Source organism: Sphingomonas sp. Leaf34 (genome assembly GCF_001421805.1).
In the GTDB taxonomy this organism is placed as follows: domain Bacteria; phylum Pseudomonadota; class Alphaproteobacteria; order Sphingomonadales; family Sphingomonadaceae; genus Sphingomonas.
The window spans coordinates 708,428-728,818 of record NZ_LMLC01000002.1; the positions used below are offsets into that span (position 1 = coordinate 708,428).

Annotated in this window: 19 protein-coding genes, 1 tRNA gene and 1 pseudogene; 8 read left to right on the top strand and 13 right to left on the bottom strand. The window is 61.2% G+C overall.

Annotated elements, in window-relative coordinates; all coding sequences use genetic code 11:
- Positions 1 to 17: 17 nt before the first annotated feature.
- Positions 18 to 2,231, bottom strand: coding sequence for a beta-glucosidase family protein (locus tag ASF00_RS08370; RefSeq protein ID WP_082463308.1), 2,214 nt, complete (start codon positions 2,229 to 2,231; stop codon positions 18 to 20).
- Between the two features lie 122 nt (positions 2,232 to 2,353).
- Between ASF00_RS08370 and ASF00_RS08375 the strand changes: the two genes are divergently transcribed.
- On the top strand, positions 2,354 to 4,714 hold the full coding sequence (locus ASF00_RS08375) for a TonB-dependent receptor (protein ID WP_162233573.1): 2,361 nt from the start codon (positions 2,354 to 2,356) through the stop codon (positions 4,712 to 4,714).
- 64 nt (positions 4,715 to 4,778) lie between these two features.
- Positions 4,779 to 5,414 carry a TetR/AcrR family transcriptional regulator gene (locus tag ASF00_RS08380; protein WP_055876952.1) on the top strand — a complete coding sequence of 212 codons (636 nt, stop codon included), beginning with the start codon at positions 4,779 to 4,781 and terminating at the stop codon, positions 5,412 to 5,414.
- A gap of 16 nt (positions 5,415 to 5,430) precedes the next feature.
- On the opposite strand, the gene ASF00_RS08385 is transcribed toward ASF00_RS08380, so the two are convergent.
- Positions 5,431 to 6,249: an SDR family NAD(P)-dependent oxidoreductase gene (locus ASF00_RS08385; protein WP_200910148.1), complete on the bottom strand. Its 819-nt coding sequence runs from the start codon at positions 6,247 to 6,249 to the stop codon at positions 5,431 to 5,433.
- Positions 6,246 to 7,727: a flavin-containing monooxygenase gene (locus tag ASF00_RS08390; RefSeq protein ID WP_327196353.1), complete on the bottom strand. Its 1,482-nt coding sequence runs from the start codon at positions 7,725 to 7,727 to the stop codon at positions 6,246 to 6,248. The genes ASF00_RS08385 and ASF00_RS08390 overlap by 4 nt, the downstream gene beginning before the upstream one ends.
- Between ASF00_RS08390 and ASF00_RS08395 the strand changes: the two genes are divergently transcribed.
- Together ASF00_RS08395 and ASF00_RS17955 are read left to right on the top strand one after the other, a co-directional pair.
- The gene (locus tag ASF00_RS08395; protein WP_082463310.1) at positions 7,726 to 8,412 is read left to right on the top strand and encodes a TetR/AcrR family transcriptional regulator; all 687 of its coding nucleotides are present in this window, start codon (positions 7,726 to 7,728) and stop codon (positions 8,410 to 8,412) included. The two genes, ASF00_RS08390 and ASF00_RS08395, sit on opposite strands and share 2 nt — an antisense overlap.
- A 9-nt stretch (positions 8,413 to 8,421) precedes the next feature.
- Positions 8,422 to 8,973: a GNAT family N-acetyltransferase gene (locus ASF00_RS17955; RefSeq protein ID WP_443024390.1), complete on the top strand. Its 552-nt coding sequence runs from the start codon at positions 8,422 to 8,424 to the stop codon at positions 8,971 to 8,973.
- A 512-nt stretch (positions 8,974 to 9,485) separates the two neighbouring features.
- Here the strand turns inward: ASF00_RS17955 and ASF00_RS18990 are convergent.
- Positions 9,486 to 9,746 carry an SDR family NAD(P)-dependent oxidoreductase gene (locus ASF00_RS18990; RefSeq protein WP_055876963.1) on the bottom strand — a complete coding sequence of 87 codons (261 nt, stop codon included), beginning with the start codon at positions 9,744 to 9,746 and terminating at the stop codon, positions 9,486 to 9,488.
- Between the two features lie 348 nt (positions 9,747 to 10,094).
- Here ASF00_RS18990 and ASF00_RS08410 point away from each other — a divergent pair, with 348 nt between their 5' ends.
- Both ASF00_RS08410 and ASF00_RS08415 read left to right on the top strand, forming a co-directional pair.
- Complete coding sequence (locus ASF00_RS08410; RefSeq protein WP_162233575.1) at positions 10,095 to 11,009, top strand: MBL fold metallo-hydrolase; 915 nt, start codon at positions 10,095 to 10,097, stop codon at positions 11,007 to 11,009.
- Positions 11,010 to 11,054: 45 nt separating this feature from the next.
- Entirely contained in the window at positions 11,055 to 11,432 is a 378-nt protein-coding gene (locus tag ASF00_RS08415; protein WP_055876969.1) for a hypothetical protein, read from the top strand.
- A 277-nt stretch (positions 11,433 to 11,709) separates the two neighbouring features.
- Here ASF00_RS08415 and ASF00_RS18995 read toward each other — a convergent pair whose 3' ends face one another.
- From ASF00_RS18995 to ASF00_RS19325, 7 genes and pseudogenes are all read right to left on the bottom strand, one after another.
- Positions 11,710 to 12,003: an alpha/beta fold hydrolase gene (locus ASF00_RS18995; protein WP_235525683.1), complete on the bottom strand. Its 294-nt coding sequence runs from the start codon at positions 12,001 to 12,003 to the stop codon at positions 11,710 to 11,712.
- Between the two features lie 298 nt (positions 12,004 to 12,301).
- Positions 12,302 to 12,913: a TetR/AcrR family transcriptional regulator gene (locus ASF00_RS08425; protein WP_055876972.1), complete on the bottom strand. Its 612-nt coding sequence runs from the start codon at positions 12,911 to 12,913 to the stop codon at positions 12,302 to 12,304.
- Between the two features lie 292 nt (positions 12,914 to 13,205).
- Positions 13,206 to 13,469 (bottom strand): annotated as a pseudogene (locus tag ASF00_RS17970) (IS3 family transposase); the annotation flags it as partial.
- Between the two features lie 295 nt (positions 13,470 to 13,764).
- Positions 13,765 to 14,415: an MOSC domain-containing protein gene (locus ASF00_RS08430; protein ID WP_055876974.1), complete on the bottom strand. Its 651-nt coding sequence runs from the start codon at positions 14,413 to 14,415 to the stop codon at positions 13,765 to 13,767.
- Positions 14,416 to 15,688: 1,273 nt separating this feature from the next.
- Positions 15,689 to 15,934 (bottom strand): cytochrome P460 family protein, encoded by a 246-nt coding sequence (locus tag ASF00_RS19160; RefSeq protein ID WP_055876977.1) that lies wholly within the window; start codon positions 15,932 to 15,934, stop codon positions 15,689 to 15,691.
- Positions 15,934 to 16,380: a cytochrome P460 family protein gene (locus ASF00_RS19165; RefSeq protein ID WP_055876980.1), complete on the bottom strand. Its 447-nt coding sequence runs from the start codon at positions 16,378 to 16,380 to the stop codon at positions 15,934 to 15,936. Before ASF00_RS19165 ends, ASF00_RS19160 begins: the two co-directional genes overlap by 1 nt.
- 421 nt (positions 16,381 to 16,801) lie before the next feature.
- Positions 16,802 to 17,095, bottom strand: coding sequence for an NrsF family protein (locus tag ASF00_RS19325; protein WP_082463313.1), 294 nt, complete (start codon positions 17,093 to 17,095; stop codon positions 16,802 to 16,804).
- Between the two features lie 175 nt (positions 17,096 to 17,270).
- Between ASF00_RS19325 and ASF00_RS08445 the strand changes: the two genes are divergently transcribed.
- The gene (locus ASF00_RS08445) at positions 17,271 to 17,642 is read left to right on the top strand and encodes a hypothetical protein (RefSeq protein WP_156348250.1); all 372 of its coding nucleotides are present in this window, start codon (positions 17,271 to 17,273) and stop codon (positions 17,640 to 17,642) included.
- Positions 17,643 to 17,699: 57 nt separating this feature from the next.
- Here the strand turns inward: ASF00_RS08445 and ASF00_RS18715 are convergent, their stop codons facing one another.
- Positions 17,700 to 18,227 (bottom strand): helix-turn-helix domain-containing protein, encoded by a 528-nt coding sequence (locus tag ASF00_RS18715; RefSeq protein ID WP_082463314.1) that lies wholly within the window; start codon positions 18,225 to 18,227, stop codon positions 17,700 to 17,702.
- A 348-nt stretch (positions 18,228 to 18,575) separates the two neighbouring features.
- Here ASF00_RS18715 and ASF00_RS19330 point away from each other — a divergent pair, with 348 nt between their 5' ends.
- Entirely contained in the window at positions 18,576 to 20,315 is a 1,740-nt protein-coding gene (locus ASF00_RS19330) for a recombinase family protein (RefSeq protein ID WP_443024395.1), read from the top strand.
- Here ASF00_RS19330 and ASF00_RS08470 read toward each other — a convergent pair.
- Positions 20,272 to 20,348: transfer RNA gene (locus ASF00_RS08470), tRNA-Met, on the bottom strand. The two genes, ASF00_RS19330 and ASF00_RS08470, sit on opposite strands and share 44 nt — an antisense overlap.
- Between the last annotated feature and the right edge of the window lie 43 nt (positions 20,349 to 20,391).

A 20,391-nucleotide genomic window follows, 5' to 3' on the forward strand; every position in this document is an offset into this window, starting at 1 on the left:
GCTCCTAGAGTGAATGGTCAGCGCCACTGGCGCGCTGGCAGGCTGACAGTGACGACAGGTCCAAGATCGGTTGCCGAGCGCCCGAGCGCGAAGCCATAGCGTCCTGCCGGCATCGTCCATCGTCTACCTTTGCTGTCGGCAAGTATGCGAGGTTCGATTTGAACCGTGACGTTCGCCGCAGTCCCTGGCTGCACGGCGACCTTGGTAAAGCCAGCGAGCCGCAGTGTGCGTCCTGCCGGTGTCGAGACCAGGTAGAGTTGCGCGACGTCGCTACCTGCGCGCGTGCCGGTGTTGCGGATCGTTACCGTCGCCTTTGGCTGCGCGCCCCCCGTGACTTTCATCGGGCCGGACTGGAACTGGGTGTAGCTGAGCCCAAAGCCGAACGGGAACAACGGCGTAGCATTCTTGCGCGCGAACCACCGGTAGCCGACGTCTGCGCCCTCGATATCGTAATCGATCGGATAGCGCGTGCCGGCCGCGGTTCCGGCGGCAAAGTCCCGGTCGATCATCCCGGCATACGGCAGCGCCGGGCGCGGCAGCTGATCAAGCGATGCGGGAAAAGTGACGGGCAACCGACCAGATGGATTGCTATCGCCGAACAACGTTGCGGCGATAGCATCGCCACCACGCACGCCGCCATACCACGCCTCCATCACCGCACCTGTGCGATTAAGCCATGGCATCAGGACCGGCCCACCGGTTTCGAGAACGACGATCGTCTTAGGATTAGCGGTGGTCACCGCAGCGATCAGCGCGTCCTGCCCACCCGGCAGCGACAGATCCGGGACGTCTGCGCCTTCGGCCATCCACTGCGTCGCAAAGACGATCGTCACGTCCGCCGTTTTTGCTGCCGCAACAGCCTCCGCCGCATAGCGCCCGTCATGGAATGTCACCTTGGCGTTTGGCGCCAGCGCACGGATCGCGGCGAGTGGCGCGGTGCCATGATAGGTCTGGTTATTGTATTTCGCGAGCGGCCCCTCGCCTCCCATCGGCAGCGAGACGGACGGGCCACCAAGCGGTTGCACCTGCGTCGATCCGCCGCCCGACAGCACGCCCGCATCAGCATACCCTCCAATCACCGCGATCGAGCGCACGTCCTTCGACAGCGGCAGCAACGCATTGGAGTTCCGCAGCAACACGATTCCTTCGTCGGCAACGCTTCGGGCAATGCCGGCATTCGCCGCAAAATCGATGTCGGCCTTGACCGGCGGATGCGTATCAAGCCCGACCGCGTAGATCGAACGCAAGATGCGCCGGTTCATGTCGGCGGCGCGCGCGGCATAAGCCGGATCGCGGGCAGCCGCCTCGGCGAGTGGCACGCCGAAGAAGATCTTCTTGTCGATCTGCGCGCCCGATTGCTGGTCCAGCCCGGCAAGTGCGAAGTCGACGGCGCCCACTGCACCCCAATCGGACATGACGAACCCGGGATAGCGCCAGTCCTGCTTCAACACGCGGTTGAGCAGGTAATCGCTGCCGCAGGCCGGCGCACCGTTAACGCGGTTATAGGCGCACATCACCGAGCCGGGTTGCCCACGGTCGATCGCGATCTCGAAGGCGAGCAGATCGCTCATGCGGAATGCATCGTCGCCAAGTTTACCGTCGACCGCGTGACGCCCGGTCTCCTGCGCGTTGAGCGCAAAATGCTTCACCGTCGACAGCACGTGCTGCGACTGGACGCCGTCGATCGCGGCACCGCCGAGAAGCCCCGAATGAAGTGGATCCTCGCCGAAATATTCAAACGTCCGCCCATTGCGTGGATCGCGCATCAGATTGATGCCACCACCAAGCAGCACGTTGAAACCCTTCGCGCGCGCCTCGCCCGCAATCATCGCGTTGCCGCGGCGGATCAGGCCCGGGTTCCACGTCGATCCCATTGCGGTCGCCGACGGCAGCGCGGTCGCCCCGTCCTTACGAAGATTGGCGATGTACGAGACGCCGAGACTCGCATCGGTCTCAACCAGCGCTGGCACGCCGAGCCGGGGGATCCCGGTGACGTAGCCAGCGCCCAGTATCGCCTCGGCAGGAATGCGAACGTTAGGGATCAACGGAATCGCCCAAAGGCCATGCGTCAGCACGGTCCGCTCATCGCCTTGCATGGCGCGTTCGGTAGCGGCTGCCCGCGTATCTGCTGCGGCTGGCCTTGCCATACCGCTCGATGGCCTTTCCTGTGCGAAAGCTGCTGTCATACAGGTCATCAGCACGCCACCAAGCAGTACCGACCGATGGGTCATCCTTGTCATCACCACTCCCCGACGCAGCAGTTCACTTTACGTGCGTGCTTGACAGTATGTTTCCAACAGACAATGATCGTTGTCAAGCGGCAGGGACCGCTGGACGGGTGAGGATAACGACGATGCGTGGATTGGCACTGCTGGTGGGCTCGAGCATTCTGGCTTGGACGGGAACGGCTCAGGCACAGACCGGAACTCGGGCAACGCTGAGCGGAGGAAGCGAGGCTTCGCAGATTTCAGATCCGACCGGCGCCGTCGAGGGCGACATCGTCGTGACGGCTCAGCGACGGACCGAGAATCTACGCGACGTGCCGATCGCAATCACCGTCGTGAACGGCCAGTCGCTTCGCGAGACGGGAGCCAATCAGCTTGCCGACATTACCCAGCGTGCGCCTAGTCTGAACTTCACGGCGACGCCTGGTGTGCCGAACTTCGCAATCCGCGGCGTCGGCACCAACTCGTTCGACTACGGCATCGAGTCGGCCGTCGGCATAGCGGTAGACGACGTCAACATCACGCTGCCGCGCTACGTCCCGCTCAACTCGCTCGCCGATGTCGAACGTGTCGAGGTGCTGCGCGGGCCACAAGGGCTGCTGTTCGGCAAGAACACGACTGCAGGCCTCATTTCGATCTCCACCACCAAACCACAACTCGGTGAGTTTAGCAGCAGCGGTCGGGTCCAGGCGGGCAGCCGTGACCAGGTCCAGACGCAGGCCGTCGTCAACGTACCCATCGGCGACACCGCAGCGTTGCGTGTCGTTGGCGGCTATCAATACCAGAAGCCGTCGACGCAGCTTGTTGGACCAGGTCGTCTTGATCCAGTCCGCCGGTACTTCGGCACGGCCAAGCTGCTGTGGGAACCGACCGACCGGCTTTCGCTGTACGGAATCGTCGATTACCAGAACAATAGCGGGATCGAAGCCTATTCCACGATCCGCAAGTTCGGTGGCAACGATCCGACACCAATCCCCGCCGCCTTCCGACCCTTCGCGCCCGCCAACTTTGTGTTCACGCAGAATAGTGCACTCGGCGTTGTCGCCTCGCCGACCAATAACAAGACTGCGATCGGGAGCACCGACGTGCTCCGCGACGAACATAGCCTCGGGGCGCAATTCTCGGCGAGCTACGATGCAGGGCCGCTGACCGTCACCTCGGTCACGGCGTATCGCAACCTGCACGCGCGCGCGAATAACGATGTCGATCAGACGCCGGTCGCGTTCTTCGACACGAATATCGCCAACTCGCAATCCCACCAGTTCTCGGAAGAACTACGTGTTGCCAATAATGGCCACGGCTTCGTCGACTACACGGCCGGGCTATATTTCTTTAAACAGCATATCGACGCGCAAATCCTGCAGGCAGGCACGTTCGGCGTGTTCCCCGCAAGCACGCCGGTCCGACTGTCGCCGGTCAATGGCCAGTCGAACTTCGACTATGGGACGAAGAGCTATGCAGGCTTTGCGCAGCTCACGTTCAACGTGACGCCGTCGCTCCACCTGATCGCAGGCGGCCGGTACACGCGCGACGAGATCGACTCCACGACAACCGTTACTGCCGTCTCGGGAGTCTGCAATCTCGTCACATTCCTGCTGAGTGGCGGACGGCGCTGTGTCGGTACTCTTGCCGCGCCGATCGTCGCCAACCGGAATGCCAACGGATTTTCGGCACGCGGTGGCATCGAATATTCGATCGCACCAACCGCGAACGTCTATGCGACCTATACTCGCGGCTACAAAGGGCCGGCAGTCAGCTCGGCCGCGGGCGTCGCGTTCAATGTCGATCCCGAGAAGGTCGACGCTTATGAGATCGGCGCCAAGTTCGACCTCGCCGACCGCCGAGTCAGCCTCAACCTCGCAGGTTTCATCAACAACTTCCGGGATTTCCAGGCTCAGGTCTTCGACCCCACGCTGAACGGTGGCCTGGGTACCTTCCGAACCGGCAATGCCAGCACGCTGAAGACGCGCGGCGTCGAGGCGGAGGCCGTCGTGCGACCGATGCGTGGTGTCAGCCTGTCGGGCGGTGTTACCTATCTCGACACCGAATACGGCGACTACAACGTGGCCTGCTATTTCGGGCAGACGGCTGCGCAGGGCTGCTCGCTGCCCGGACCCAGCTTCAATGCGGCAGGGTCCCCGCTTGTTGGGGCGTCGAAGTGGACGACCAGCCTTGCCGCCAATGTCGACCAGCCCATTGGCAACGACCTGAAGGTCTTCCTCAACGCAGACTGGCGCTATCGCAGCCGCTTCTATTACGCGATCAACGATCCTAGCACGATCCAGGACGGTTACTCGCTGGTCAATGCGACGATCGGCATCGGCGATATCAGCGATCGTGCGCGCTTCAGCGTATTCGTCCGCAACCTGTTCGATAAGCGCTACGCCGCGGCTATCTTCCCCGGAAACTTCTCGGTTGGGCAATATGTCCAGACGTTGCCGGACAATGCCTTCCGCCGGATCGGCGGTGCCTTCGAGTGGCGCTTCTGAACGCAGAACCGCGTGTCGCTTGTCGGCACGCGGTCGATAGGTCAGTAGGGCGGCAGGAGTGACGATGAACGAGACCAAGGTTGTAAGGCGCACGCAGGAACAACGCACTGCAGAAACGCGCGGCGCGCTGTTCGAGGCAGCAGTGCGCGCAATCAGCCGCCTGGGCTACAGTCGCGCAAGTAACGCTGAAATTGCCGACGAAGCCGGCGTCAGCCGCGGTGCAATCACGCATCACTTCACGACCCGGGCCTCATTCATTGCGGAAGTCGTACGATGGGTCTTCCAACAGGAAGTGGTCGCCTACCAGGACTTGCAACGTGAATGGGGTACCGGATCACGCGTATCGGACTGGCCTCAGATCTCGTGGGAGGTGCTTTCGCGGCCCTCCGGTGTCGCGGTGCTGGAGATCTTCGTCGCTTCGCGGAGCGATCCCGAGCTCGCCGCGCTGATCAAGCCGGTCCAGGCAGAGATCGAGGAACTGGCGGTGACCGCTTTTCTGGATCGTCTCGGCGCCAAGGTCCGCGACACAACCGCCATCCGGCTGGTTGTCTGGGCGATGCACGGCATGTCGATAGGCCGTGATTTCATCGACGATCCCAACGCGATGCGAGATTCCGTGATTCTACTTTCGAACATGCTTGAGCGCCTCGCGCCCAACGGCACGCTCGAAGAATTGCTGGGCTCCCCTCCCCCATCGTAACGCTCACGGGCAATTATCACCGTCCGCGTCCGAGCAGCCGCCAGTAAGCGACCGGCATGATCCGCTCGATCATCGCGACGATCTTTGCGTCCCGTCCGACCAGCACCCGGGCTCGCCGCTGCTCGATCCCGGTAACAATGATCTCGCCGGCCTGTTCGGGGCTGAGCTTCAGCGCCTTCGAAAAGTGCGCCTGCTGCCGCTCGCGTTCTTCGACTCCGACTGCAGCACCGGCGCGTGCGTTGGTGGCGATACCCGTCTTCACACCGCCTGGATGCACCACGGTCACACCAACCGTCGAATGTGCTGCGATCAGTTCGTGGCGCAGAGCTTCCGAGAAGCCGCGTACGGCAAACTTCGCGGCGGCATAAGCGCTTTGTCCTGGCGGTGCGATGATTCCGAACAGACTGGAAAGGTTGACCAGCTGTGCCTGCTCACGCTGCTGTAGCAGCGGCAGGAACGCGCGTGACATGCGGACAACGCCGTGCAGGTTGATATCCAATAGCCAATCGAACTCCGCCTCAGTGAGCTGTGCGAAGGAACCGCTCAGGGCGACACCGGCATTATTGACGACCACGTCGACGTGTCCATGAGCTGCCAGAACCACAGCCGGAAAGGCGGCGACAGCATCGCGGTCCGCAACATCGAGCCTGTGACGGGTGACGCGGACACTGTTGCCGATCAGTGCGACGGTTTCGGCCAACCCGTCCTCATTCACGTCGGCCAGCGCGACGTGACAGCCACGCACGGCCAACGATCGCGCGATCGCACGGCCTATTCCGCCCGCTGCGCCAGTCACTACCGCCACCTTGCCGGCAAGCTCCATCCGGGCGCTCATGCTGCGTTCTTTCTGGTCAAACCACGCCGCCCAAAGCGCAGAACACCGTCGTCGATACGACCAGTACGGAACGCCAACAGGTCGCGGAGGTAGTTCTGCTTCACCTTCCACGGTGCGCTCGCGCCTTGTCGAGGAAGAACGTCTGCCGCCCGCTGCACATACCCGGAGCTCAGGTCGAGGATCGGTTCGTCGCCCGCAGTCGATGGCGGGGCGACCGGCACGACGCTGTCCATCTTGCGCCGATCCATATGATCGAGCAGGCGGCGGACGAACTGCGACGTCAGGTCGCATTTGAGTGTCCAGGACGCGTTGGTGTAGCCGATCGCGAAAGCGAGATTGGGCACACCGTCTAGCATCGCCCCCTTGTAAAGCAGCCGCTTGCCCGGGTCGACGAGGGCGCCATCGACGGTCAGTCGTGCGCCGCCCATGAGCTGCACCTTGAGCCCCGTCGCGGTCACGACGATGTCGGCGGGGATGGCCTCGCCGCTCTTCAACTGAAGACCGTCACGCGTGAACTCCGCGATCTCATCGGTCGCGATCGACGCCCGCCCGTTGCGCAGTACCTTGAACAGATCGCCGTCAGGGACGAGGCACAGCCGCTGGTCCCACGGGTCGTAGCGCGGCGTCAGGTGAGTGGCGATGTCGAAGTCCGGCCCCAGCATCGCGCGCTGCTGTTGCCTAATCTTCTGCTTCAAGACATGTGGTTTGCGCCGCGACACACCGTAGACGAAGATGCCGTAGCCGATATTCTTCCAGCGCACCGCCGCCTCCGCCACCTTGGCAGGCAGCCAGCGGCGCAACGTCTCGGCGCGATCGTCGCGTGACGGTCGCGAGACGATATATGTCGGCGATCGCTGCAGCATCGTAACATGCGCGGCGCCCTGATCGACCATTGCCGGAACCAGCGTCACCGCGGTCGCACCAGAACCCACGACCACGACGTCCTTGCCTGCGACCGAAAGGTCGTCAGGCCAGAATTGCGGGTGGACGACCTGTCCCGCGAACGCGTCCATTCCCGGCCAGGTCGGCGCATGCCCCGCGGCATAATCGTAATAGCCAGAACACAGGAACAGGAAGCGGCAGGTCAGCTGGTTCGCTATGCCATCGACGGTATACGACACGATCCACAGCGCGTCCGCCGAGGACCAGTTTGCGTTAGTGACGCGATGACGCAGTCGCACCTTGGCGTCGATGTCGAACGCTGCCGCAGTGTCGCGGATATAGTCGCGGATGTCATCACCTGCGGCGATCGCTTTTTCACCTCGCCACGGACGGAATGGGAAGCCCAGCGTCGTCATGTCCGAGTCCGAGCGGATGCCCGGATAGCGGAACAGATCCCATGTGCCGCCGATCGCATCGCGCCCCTCGAAGATCGCCCAGCTCCGCGTGGTATTGCCAGTCTTCAACCAGAACGCGGCGTCGATCCCTGACAGACCGGCGCCTACCACCAGCACGTCGAGGTGCTCCATACCGGCCATGTTCCACTCCCACCATATTCCTGAACTGAATGACAATGCTTGTTGTCATTGTCAATATCGCTACTCTGTCGTAATGACGGTGACAACAAAACGGTGGACCGGGCAGACGCTTGACGCTCGACGGGCTGAGCGGCGCACGATGCTGATACAGGCGGCCGTGCGCCTGTATGGCTCCCAGGGGTTCCACAGCACGGGCGTGCGCGCGATCTGTCGCGAGGCAGCACTTACCGAACGCTATTTTTACGAAAATTTTGCGCATGGCGAAGCGTTGCTACTCGCCGCGTTCGATCAGGTGATCGCCGCTGTGTTGACGCAGATCGTTGCGGCCGACGATCCCTCTCTACCGACTGAAGATCGTACCCGACGGATGCTAGGCGCATATTTCGCGACGCTACGCGCTAATCCCACCACGGCACGCGTGTTCCTTGTTGAAATCGTCGGCGTAGATCCGTTAATCGACGAGGCAATTCGACGTTCGATGCATGACCTCTCCGAACCGCTCTTTGCGGCCCTCGATCCTGATGATCGCGGCCCCGTCAAAGTCAATGCGATGCTCCGACGCGGTGTCGAAGGAGGGCTGTTACACATTGCCCTCGCCTGGGGCGCCGAGAACTATAAGCGCCCATTGGAGGAGGTTGTCGCCGCGGCGTGGATACTATGCGTGACGGCACGGCCGAACGACTAACGTGCGTAGTTGAAAGGCTACGATTTGACAATGGGGGGATGCACGACCGGCCAAGCGCTCGTCATCACTTTTGGAGGCAATAGTGAAATGCAAATACGGGTAGACGATCCAAAAGCACCATACGTCACTGATCTACTGGACCATCACCTGCGAGAATTGCAGGGCGTAATGGCCGATCACGCCTTTGCACTTGATGCGTCAGGCCTTTCAGCAGCTAGCGTCACCTTCTGGACGGCATGGAACGACAAAGCCCTGGTCGGGTTCGGAGCGCTCAAGGAACTGGACCGCGCACATGGCGAGCTGAAATCCATGAGGGTGGCCCCGGCCGCACTTGGCACAGGGGTCGGACGAGCGATGCTTGAGCATATTATCGCGGAAGCTCGCGGACGGGGCTACACACGGTTGAGCCTTGAAACTGGAACTGCCGCACTACACGCGCCGGCCATATCACTTTACCGTAGTGCCGGGTTCGCACCGTGCGGTGCGTTCGCTGATTATCGGCTCAGCCCCCACAATCAGTTCTTTCAGCTGGCTCTTCGTAGCGTAGCTCCTGATCTTTGAGCCAATGCGCCCTACCCTTCGGCTTCCGGAAGGACGACCCAGTTCCGGCCACGTCGCCCACCAAAGCGCTATTAATAAGCGGACATCGACTCAACAGCCGACGCGAAGCAGTGTTACGCTCCATAATATGGTTCGATCTCATCTAACCGGAGCGTGAGCACTCTGCTGGGCAAATGAATATTTAGCCTCTGCCGTTCACCTTCGTTGAAACGAAGGGCCTTATTCAACAAGTCTCGGATGGCTCCGCGACCGACGACTCTGTCGCCGCCAAGCCAACCACTGCCGAGCGCAATCTCAGGTGCCAGGATGAGAAGGCCATAGTCGTCAGGTGCGAGATGCTCGGTTGTGACCATGGTGTCCCTTGGCGTGATCGCGGCTTGCTTCTTATACTGAGGATCAGTGCTTGACGACTGAGCGGCGCTGATCCGGCTGCGGTCATTCACGGGCCTGAACCGGATCAACAGAGGGCACGCCTGTTTACAATCGAACAGGCGTGCCGCGTCAGTTTTTCATCACCAAGCTACCGTACCATCAGCGTCGAAGAAGCCACCGGTGGGTCCATCGTCAGGTAAAGTAGCTAGTCGAATACCGATCACAGCCCCCTGCTCCGGAATGCGCGAGCCTGTGTGCTGGTTCAGGTCGGTCGCGGTGTAGCCCGGGCAGCCGGCATTAACCTTGAAGCCAAGCGGCGCGAGATCTTTGGCGAATGCCACTGTCACCGCATTCAACGCCGACTTGGAGCTGTTATAGCCAAGCAGATTAACCTCGGCCATCGGCGCCTTAAAGTCCGATGCCCAGGCAAGCGAGCCCAGGCAAGCGAGCCCAGGCTGCTGCTGATCATGACGATCCTCGGCTCGGACGCCTTCTTTAGCAAGGGTAGGAAAGCCTGCGTTGTTCGGATCCCCACAACGATGCCTAAAGGCATTGCCGCAGTGAAACCGCGATCGACAGGGTGATGCTAACGCCGGCAAATTTGTCGATGCTGCTCGGGGCGCGCGATTAGCGGTGGCCAGAGCGGACGCTTACGCCGCGTGCGCTAGAAGCAGCGAGAATAGTTCCTTTCAGGAGGAACTTTTAATCCTATGGAGACTTTGGCGACTAGGAACCTTCCGGAGACGACGATGCGCCTGGCTTTGACTCTTGCCTTGCTCGCCCTTGTACCGATCACCGCCGGCGCGGCGCCGGGCAAGGTTATCCCGCAGATATGCTGGATCGAATATTCGGCGACTGACCTGCCCGGCGCGATGGGAGGGCAAGGCATCACCGAAATGAAGGTCTGGCACAGCACCTTTTCGGGTGTGCTGGTTCGCCACCCCAAGGGGGACATCCTGATCGATACCGGGCTAAGTCCCGATGCGCTTGCCGAGGTGAATGAGCTGCCGAAGAACGAGCGCACTTTCGGACAGGGCATCGTCAAGTCGGCAGAAAGCCGGATCTATCCGCCGCAAGCGCTGGCAAAGGCAGGTGAAGGCGGCGCCGATCTCAAGGCTATCCTAATCACCCATGCGCACTATGACCACATGGGCGGCGCGTTGACATTAACGGCGCCGGTGCTCGTCTCGGCCGCGGAGAAGCAGTGGATCAAGGCACAGACCAAGTCGCCCACCATCGTGCCACCGTCTATGGCGGGCAGGCTGTCGTCGCGGTTGCAGGTAATCCAATATGATTCCGGCGCGTACATGGGGTTCGCGCAGAGCAAGGATTATTATGGCGATCACAGTGTCGTTGTCGTGCCGCTCCCCGGCCACACGCCGGGATCGCAAGGCGTATTCCTCAATCTGCCTGGGAAGCGCCTGTTCCTGATCGGGGATACGACGGACACACTGGAGGCCGCGTACCGCGGTCTGCCCAAGAGCGACGTCGTGCGCAGCGCAACCGACTTCGTCCCCGAGCTGGCGGATCGGCAGGCAGCGGCGATAGCGCGCTTCCACCGCGCGCATCCCGACATCGCAATTATCCCCGCTCACGACCGGACCGCATACGCGGTCGCGTTCGGGCAGCCCTTCGCCTGCACCGCCGCAGCCCCGCGCCGGTAACCGCTTCACGCGTATCCATAAAGTGGAAAGGAACCGACAGTGTCCATGAAAAAATTGCTCACCGGCGCGGCCGTGCTTGCCGCCGCCGCGATCGCCGTGCCCGCCATGTCGCGCCCGACCCTATCCCCGCCGATCATCGAGGTCGTCACGCTAAAGCTAAAGCCCGAAGTCACGCCCGAGCAGTTCAGCAAGGTCGATCGCGAGGTGCAGGATCAGTACATCGCCAAACGCAGCGGCTTCCTGTCGCGCGAGTCTGCGCCGGGCAGCAATCACGACTGGCTCGTGATCGTACACTGGCGATCGGTCGCCGACGCGGAAGCCTCGATGAAGAGCTACGCGACCGCACCTGCATCGACCAAGTTCATGTCGATGATCGTGCCCAACTCGATGGTGATGACCCGGTACAGCCGCACCAACCTGTGATCCCACGACGCAACGCCCCCTCCCGTTCTGACGGAGAGCCTCCTCGTCTTGATGGGCGCGTCGCCAAGCGCTTTCACGGCCGCCGCAATTGTACTTGATACGCTAGGGCATGGCTTTGGCGATCAACTGATTGCCTACGATTTGCTGCCCCGGCTGCCGCAGATCATCGCAACCTGGGGTTGCGACCTGACCAGCGATGCAAAACGCATGTCTGCAGCCCCGTGCTGCCACCGCCCGCGCGCTCAGCGGAGCGCGGCAATCTTGACCGCCCTGGCCTCTACCTGTCCAACTTGCGGCGGAAAAGATAGCGAACGCGGGCCGCGATATCTCCATGCTTGGTTTCCAGCGCGAAATGCCCGACGTCGATCGGATGAACCTCCGCGTCCGGAAGATCCCGGCTGAAGGCATAGGCGCCCGAGGGGACGAAAGCAGGATCATGCTGCTCCCAGATGGCGAGCAAGGGCGGTCGATGCCGACGCAGATAGTCCTGGAAGGCCGGGGATAACGCGACGTTGGTCCGGTAGTCGATGATAAGGTCGAGCTGAATTTCCTCGGCTCCCAAGCCGGCCATGTAGGCGATATCGAGTTCATAACCATCGGGGGAAGCAGGGCTAGGTCGCCGATGCGATCGCCGCTAGCCGTTTGCGTCGAGTGCTGTCGGGCTGGAACAAGGCGCCCATCTTGGTTCACCTGCCCTTCCCTCCCGAACCTGCCGCAAGGGGTGCGGTAGGGACGCTGATCGACCAGTTCGTCCCGACTTTGAGCGAACGGCTCCGCACCACGCTGCTACGATCGGCCGATCAACACTTGCGTCTGCGCTGGCGCGGCGACGGATCAATGCCGATGCAAGGCCGCTGTCCGCAAGATCATCATTTCACGGCCGCTTTTCTGAGTGCCTCAAAACCGGCTTCGAAAATCGACACCATCGTCGACAGCGCCAGCTCCATCTGGTCGGAGCGGACAATCCCGCCGGACAGGTGGTCGATCCGGCCCGTTTGCGCGGCCGCGTAAGTCAGCGCACCCGTCAGGTGGTTGAAGAACCAGAACAGCGATGCTTCCGGCACATCGGGCGCCAATAACCGCAGGTAGTCGATGAAGCGGCCAACGATCGCGTCGAAATGCTCGTTCATGATCGAAGCGTGTCCAGCGCGAGACGCGTTCACCACCGCTGCGATCTCGGCAAAGTTTCGCCACCCCTTGCCGCGATTAAAGCCGGCATCAAACATGGGGCGGAGGAAGACGGTAAGCACCCCCCTGATGGTGTACTGGCCGTCGCACTCGGCCTCGTACCGGTCCATCGCTGCGTTACGTTCTTCATTTAGGACACTGGCGCGGCGTTCGAACATTTCGATGAACACTGCATCCCGATCGCCGAAATAATAGCGCACCAATGCCGGATCGAGCCCCGCCTTCAGTGCGATGGCCTTGACGGTAACGCCATCGCGACCATGCGCCGCGAACAGTTCTTCGGCCGCGTTCATGATCGCTGCACGGCTAACGTGACGCCTTCGCGCCTGCGGGGTTCTATCCAAGGTCATGCCGGACCATGCCATGAAGCCGGTGCCGGATGATACCGGCTGACTGACCCCCGGCCTGTCAAGGCAGTCGGTCAGCGAAACGCATTCGCCAAACGCAGCAACGTCGCAATGACCGCCTGCGGATCAAGCGGCGCTGACGCCGCGCGCAGCCGAGCTTCGCCCCCGGCCACGATTCGGGACGCGGAGGCAAGCACATCGCGGCCTCGGTCCGTAAGCTCGGTGGTCTGCACACGACCGTGAAGGCGTCGACCACGGTCAGCGCTCTTAACTGCCGGCTGTCGAACAGGGTGTCCGAGACGAAATCCATCGACCACATCTCGTTCGCCGCCAGTGCCGCAGGTTGGCGTTCGCGGTTGGCAGCGCTGACGTTGCGCCTTGGCCTCTTGAGCCGAAGGCTCAGTCCATCATTCCGATATAGCCGATAGACGCGTTTGTGGTTCACGACCCATCCTTCCCGGCGCACCAGGGTGTAGATCCGGAAATAGCCATAGCGTGCCCGACGACATCGGCCCACTGGTCGCTTCGCTCCTGTCGGACGATGCACGCTGGGTAATGGGCCAGCGCATCGAGGCGTCGGGCGGCATGAGCCTCTGATCTCAACTCCAATCCCCCGATCGAAGCCAGGACCAACTGCCGCTTGAGATCTCTACACTCGACGGCAACAGCACTCCGCTCGGCGGCGACCCCGCGGGACGAATTAATGGGGAACGAATACTATTGGCGTTGGCTTTTCGGCTAATTCCAGTGGCAGGCGGCGCATCCAATATGCGCACCGCAATGCGATCCCACTGCGTTCAGTCGCAAGTGCGCAATCGGTTCTGCGCGAAATCGCGGAGCCCCGGTGCAAGCTCTGGCATCGCTGCGAGCGCGATGATCTCTGCTGACGTCGCCTCATTGCGGTTGATAATAGTGATCAGTCGAGACAGGGGAAAGCTATGCTGTGGCCGAGCGACAAGTTCCACCTCATCACCAGCCGTGAGCTGCCCAGCTTCCAGAACCCGGTAGTACCAACCTGCGCGTCCGGATTTTACCATCGCCTTCGGCAATCGCTTGTCGTGAAAGTGCAAGGCCAGCTTAAAGCAGGGCTGCCTCGGCTGACAGACCTGCACTAACGCGCTCCCAATTCGATGGACATCGCCCACGAACACGTCGTCCTCGACTAATCCGTCGACCGTCAGGTTCTCGCCAAAACCTCCCGGAACCAGTGCATCAGCATGTTCGGGATACTCTGCCCGCCAAGTGCGATAATGCTGCATGGCATATCCGTAAACGGCCTTGTCTGGTCCTCCATGGACGGTCAGGTCAGCTTGCTCGTCTCCGATAAGGCCCAACTTGGCAACGTCCACCTGATACGGAACTGACTGTTTTACAAAGCCACTCGGCACTGCGTCGGGGCCCAGTGGCGCAATCCGGCCAACCTGCACTGAGTGGATTTTGATTCTCATGGACGCACCCTAGCGCCTGTGCCTGCACGCATCCACCCTCCGACGCGTTCCACGTACAGGGACATTTGAGGCAATTCAGCGCTTCAGCGACATCCTGGATCGATAAACGTTCTGACCCACAAGCAGACACTCGCGGGCTCCTTGGGCCTTCCCAACTTCGGCCGTTTGTTCATGTAGGCATATCGTCGCCGACGGGGCCGCATGGATGACGAAAATTGGGACGAAGCCGTCGTTAAAATAGACGGTCGTGACTGTTGGCTTCTTCTGAACGCCATTCGCAAAGCTTCAGAAATCGCTCAGCAAGCCTGCCAGCAAGCAACGTTGCCGGTTTGGAACTCATGCCGGAAAGGCGTCGCCGCTCACCTGACGAAAAACCCTCTCTGTGGTTGTCACACACTTTCTCATTCCGACAGGGTATTTCGTATAATCTCCGGAGAAATGGAGCACTAGCGACACCACGTACGCCTCATCTCTGCCGCCTTTGCAGCAGGCCGCGTAGAAAAACATGTGGTTTCGGATAGGCTGGCGCGTGATCGATTGTTTCGTTCAATGGGCATGGAGATGCGCGACAGCCATAGCCCACTTCGGGTAGTTCTCCCGCACCATCATGAAGCTTTATTTTCAGCCACGGACAATTAATTCAAGCATTGCGTGTTGTGGTGACGGATATCGAGTTGAGCGACGAGGGCAAGATGCTTCGGTTTTAGCGCAAGTACGAACCTCCCGCGATCGGAAATGCTGAGTTGGTCGAGCTTACTTTGATAGAGGGTGGCTGGCAGCTCAGCGTTTCGGTTCCTGTGGTAATTTAAAGGACACTCTGAACGCCAACCGAGCGCATTGCGTGCCTCGCCCTTGTTATGTCCGGCTTGGGTAGTCTTCGTTTTTACACGGAAATCACACTAATATTCAGGAAAGCGGAAAGTATTATTGCAGATATTTACTGCTTCAGCTCTTTGGACAACGTCCCAGACGGAACCCCCTCCTACTTTTGATATGCTTGCGAATTGGACGCAAACTTTTTCACGATCTGGCCGAGAGATTTCAAAGCGCACGTCTGAGCGACTAACTACATTAGTGATTACGATGCCGCCGCGTTGACATAACACTGCAGCAGGACGGAAAATCCTGCTGCAGCGCACAAACTTAATTTATTTACCATACACTGAACCCCCAGCTTGCAAAGGTTCAAGGCCGATACAACAGTTTAACGTGACTTTGCTGGAGTCACACTTCCGGTGCCGATCCACATGCGTGTGCATAGCCGCTGTTCCGACTACTCTGCCAAGGCAGCTTCGAGATTGAGCCTCACGTTGTCGCCGTTCCGGCGGAAACCGGGTTGGTTCAGCTTGACGGACCAGACATAGTCATCCTTGGGGCCGACGTTGTCGATGTGGCACTGGTGGCACTGGGCTCGGGCACGCGCTGACGAGAGCTTCTGATATGGGGCCGCCTGATGCCCGAAGCTGAAAAAGGCCCAGCCACCCGGCTCCCTGGGGTAGCGCTTGTTGTCTTTGAGCATCACCGCGATGCCGGTGCGCTCCTGGGGAAAGATGACCGTGCTGTCCCCAGCTTGCACGTGAACGCCGGAGGGCCGCTGCAATCCTTCGGGTCGGTATTGGTCGTGCTGAATTCCTTGACCATCAACGCCCCTTCCGGCCACTTTCCCGTCTTCATGAATATCCGATAAGTGTTCGGCTCGACGTAGACGGCGTGCATCTCAGGCGTCTTCGTCAATTTTTCGTTGAGGAAGCTCTTCGAGATGGTCTCCCACGCGGTATAAGTGTGAACCCATTTGCGGTACCCCTTTGGAAGCGCGGCTTCGCCCTGCTCGTTGAAGACGAGCTTGACTGCCGGCGCAGGCAGCCCGGGTCTAGCCGACCGCTTTTCATCGCTGCCTTCCGAGGCGCAACTCACGACCAATGCGGCCGCAGCCATCATGATACCACAGGACATCAAACGGGCCATAGATCCTCCTAGAATCGTGCCGACGGACAAACGTTCGCTCTGTTCTTCGTTGGGCGGTCACGGAAGGTTACAACGCCGACGCGCATTTCGAAGGCTTCGCTGGCCTCGGTTTGGTAACGCATAACTGCAGGCATCGCCGAGGTCGCCACAGCTGAACCCTTGGGCAGAGTGTGAACGAAATCCCCGCTCTGCGGCTAAACAGCAAGGGGCAGCGAGGTATTGTATTCCGAGGGCCGCCCGACAGATGCCGGGGACCGAGTGCTCACTGCAAGCGGGGGCTACGGATGGTGTTCAAGCCGCGTCTTAGCCGTATGATTATGGCAACTGCTTTTACTCCGTTCTGCGTAGTTTATTGCCCGCTTAGACTTCGGAATCGCGGACTTTCTGCTATTGTACCTGCTTGGATACCGGCGCGGTCGGATCACCAGCGAAGGACTCGGGGGGCTGCGATCATTCCTAGGACGGTCGTCATAACAATGCCGACCGAGAACCATGCAAGATCGAGGGATGTCGAAGGTTCGTTGCGGGCGAACGCGTAGAGAACTGCGCCAATACCTCCGGATGTCAATCCGAGTGCTGCGCCTGTCACGTTCAGATGTGTCGGCGCCTCTGATCGAACAGTGAAGGTGAGGCAAGCAAATGGCGCAATTGCCAATAAAGTGATCACGCAAGGTGGGCGAGCGACGTTCGCGCTAAGGTACAGGACCGAGCACATCGGACAAGTGCCAGCCTCTCTCAATGTCCGCAATCGGGCTCATGCGGGATGGCGGGTATGGGAAGATCACCCTGAATGAGCGGCTGCTTTCGAAGGCCCCGATTTGCAACCCGAGTGTCCGACATTGGGCGACGTGCACGTCTCACGACTTTCATCCGGCTCCGAACGCGGCCGATTGATGGGCACGATACACCGTGTCGAGACGCACTCGCTGCGTAGTTCTCCGGAAAAGCTGTGGCGCGCGGCGTGCCGGGTCGACGCGAACTTGCAATCCCGTCGCGCTCTCCTTGGAGACGACCTCTTCACGGATCATGCTTGGCTGATCCTCGTCAGCCTCTACCGGACGGAGGCGGAGGGGAGATGCATCGACCTGCCGATGCTCGGTGAACGTGTCGCGTTACGGTCGACCAACGTGCGGCGTTGGCTGAAGGTTCTCGGTGAATGCGGGTTGGTGGACCAGCTCGACAACGATGTCTGCGTCGCGCAACTGACGGCCACAGGCGTCGACCATGTCGAGCATCTGCTGGAAGGGACCACGGGCAATTAAAGCCGGCGTCACTAATGGCAGCCGCGACAAAGCGCGAAGGCGTTCACTCTTCACCCGTTACCTGTCGGCCGCCTTCAGCCGGTCCAGCCAGAGCCTTGGCGAAGCCGATAGGCAGTACTCCTCCATGTCATGTGCACCGGCAAAGCCAAGCGCGGCGGCATAGCCGTCATTGACCATGCTGCCGTCATCGACGATCATCGCGGTGTCGCCCAACTCGCGCTCGAAGCGTGACAACGTCGCTGGACTCACGCCCGCAGCATGGGCGGCCGCCACCTGGGTCAATCCTCTGGCCAAGCGCGCGAGCCGTAGACGCGGACCGAACGATGGCGCCCCCGGCAGCGCAGGGTCGCGCCAGCCGGGAACGAGCTGCACGAGAGCCAACCTCTCCTCGAGCGCGTGCACCAGATGCGACGTGGGTCGATGGGATCCCTGCTCGAGGCGCAGAATGGTCCGCCTATCGACCTGCACGTACCGGGCGAGCCGTTCTTGAGACCAGCCGCGTGCCATCCGCGCGTGACGAACCCGTTTGCCGATACCGGTCGGAATAGCCGCGCGGGGGAAGAGCCTGTTGATTCCCGAACCCATCGGGCCCCCATGCCATTTGCAGAAACCTGTGACAAGTTTTCACGACCTTGCGGCTCCCATTCCACAAGGTGGGCATGCCGGTCACCCCCTTCCCCAAAGCCCTCGGACGCCGTGATCGCGCCATCGAGGAACTCGTTCGGCTCTTGGCACGGCAGGCCGCCGCGGAGTACGTTGCGGGCGTGGGTCAGGCTGCTGCCCGCGAGACCGTTCCAGGACGCCGATGAGACGCTTCCCCGCCATGAACGATCATTACCGGGTCAGTCCTCGGACTTGTCGCGGAGCCCCGCGCCGGGCGTGCGCGTCCGGGCGTCTAATTCGCCGCGGTCAGATCTCGGCACGGCGAACAGGATGCACCACAACCCTGCAATCAGGGCCTGGCGCCTTTCGTTCGTACGCCAGCGGGTTGCGCGAACCGGCGACGGCCTCGTCGTGACGTTGCGGATCGCCATCTACGGTCGCCATTCGACGGACAAGCAGAACCCCACTTCGAGTGCGGATCAGGCCGACGCATGCCAACTCGTCGTGGATTATCTCGGCGGCAAAATCGTCGAGACCTACCTCGATCCCGAAATCTCAGGCTACCGTCGGGACCGTCCAGGCCTTCAACGGATGCTCCGCGACGTGAGGGACGGCCGGATCGACGTCGTCGTGTGCGAGGCGCTCGACCGCATCGCCCGCGATGCGGAGGACGTCGCCTGGATCGGAAAGAAGCTGAAGTTCAGTCAGGTCAGGCTTCACACGGTCTCGGAGAACGAGATCGACGACATGAAGCTCGCGGTTGCTTCCATGCTCGAGTCGATCTTCCTTTCGCAGCTTGAGCAGAAGACGCTTCGCGGCATGAAGGCGGCGGCGCTCGCTGGCCGGTTCGTCGGAGGCAAGGCCTACGGCTACCGCAAGGTCAACAGGATCGATGAACGGGGCCAACCTATGAGAGGTCTGCTGGAGATCGTTCCGGAGGAGGCGGAAGTCGTCTGCCGGATATTCTCCGAGTTCGCTTCAGGTCGGTCGGCAAGGGACATCGTCAAGCGGCTTACCGAGGACGGGGTACCGTCTCCGCGCGGTGGCCTTTGGAACCAGTCCACCGTACGCGGCGACCCGAAGAAGCATGTCGGCGTACTGAACAATCCACTCTACCGCGGAGAACTGATTTGGGGACGGCGCGAATGGCGGAAGAACCCTGACTCCGAAAAGCGCGAGCGCCGCTATCGTCTGCGCGCGGAGGAGGAATGGGTACGGATCGGCGTTCCCGACCTGCGCATCGTCAGTGACGAACTAGCCCTGCAGGCCAGTGCAGAACTTGAACGTCGCGCGCTTCCCGCCGGCAGCCGAAGCGCCGTGGGCGCACGGCGCAGCCGGCATCTTCTGTCCGGTCTGATCAAGTGCGGCGTGTGCGGCGCCAACTACGTTGTCGGCTCGAAGGACTATTATCGCTGCGCGTCCGTCAAGGAGCGTGGCACGTGCTCGAACACGACCTCCGTGAAGATATCGCGCATCGAGGATCTGGCGCTGTCGACGCTTCAGAGCGAACTGCTGACCGACGCGTCCGCCGAGCTGTTCGCGGTCGAGTTCAATCGCGAGGTCGAGCGCTTGGCCAAGCTGCAGGGTTCGCACGAGACCGAAGCCGAGGAACGGCTGCGCGAGTTGGAACAGCAGATCGAGAACCTCGCGGCGAACATGCTGGCGGGCGTGGTAAGCCCGACGATCGCGCGGATGCTTCAGGAGCGCGAGGACGAATGCGAGGACCTCCGCCGGCGGCTGGCCCGAAACGCCGTCCAGGCGCCGACCGTCCTCGCCCACCCGATGCTTCGTAGGAGGTTCGAGGAACGCATCCGGTCGCTGCGCGAGAGCCTTTCCGATCCCGACAACAGGTCAGCCGTGGCCAACGTATTGAGCGAACTCATAGAGGAAATCGTGATCTATCCCGCGTCGGCAGGCGTCGAGCCGGAAGCGGAGGTGGCCGCCAGCCTGTCCAAGCTGGTCAGTTTCGCAAACGCCGAAAGCCGGCCCCCTGTGAGGGACCGGCTTTCGAAAAGTACGATAAAGGTGGTTGCGGGGACAGGATTTGAACCTGTGACCTTCAGGTTATGAGCCTGACGAGCTACCGGGCTGCTCCACCCCGCGACGGTCCGTATGTGCGGACGTTGGGTGTAGAAGACATTGTGAT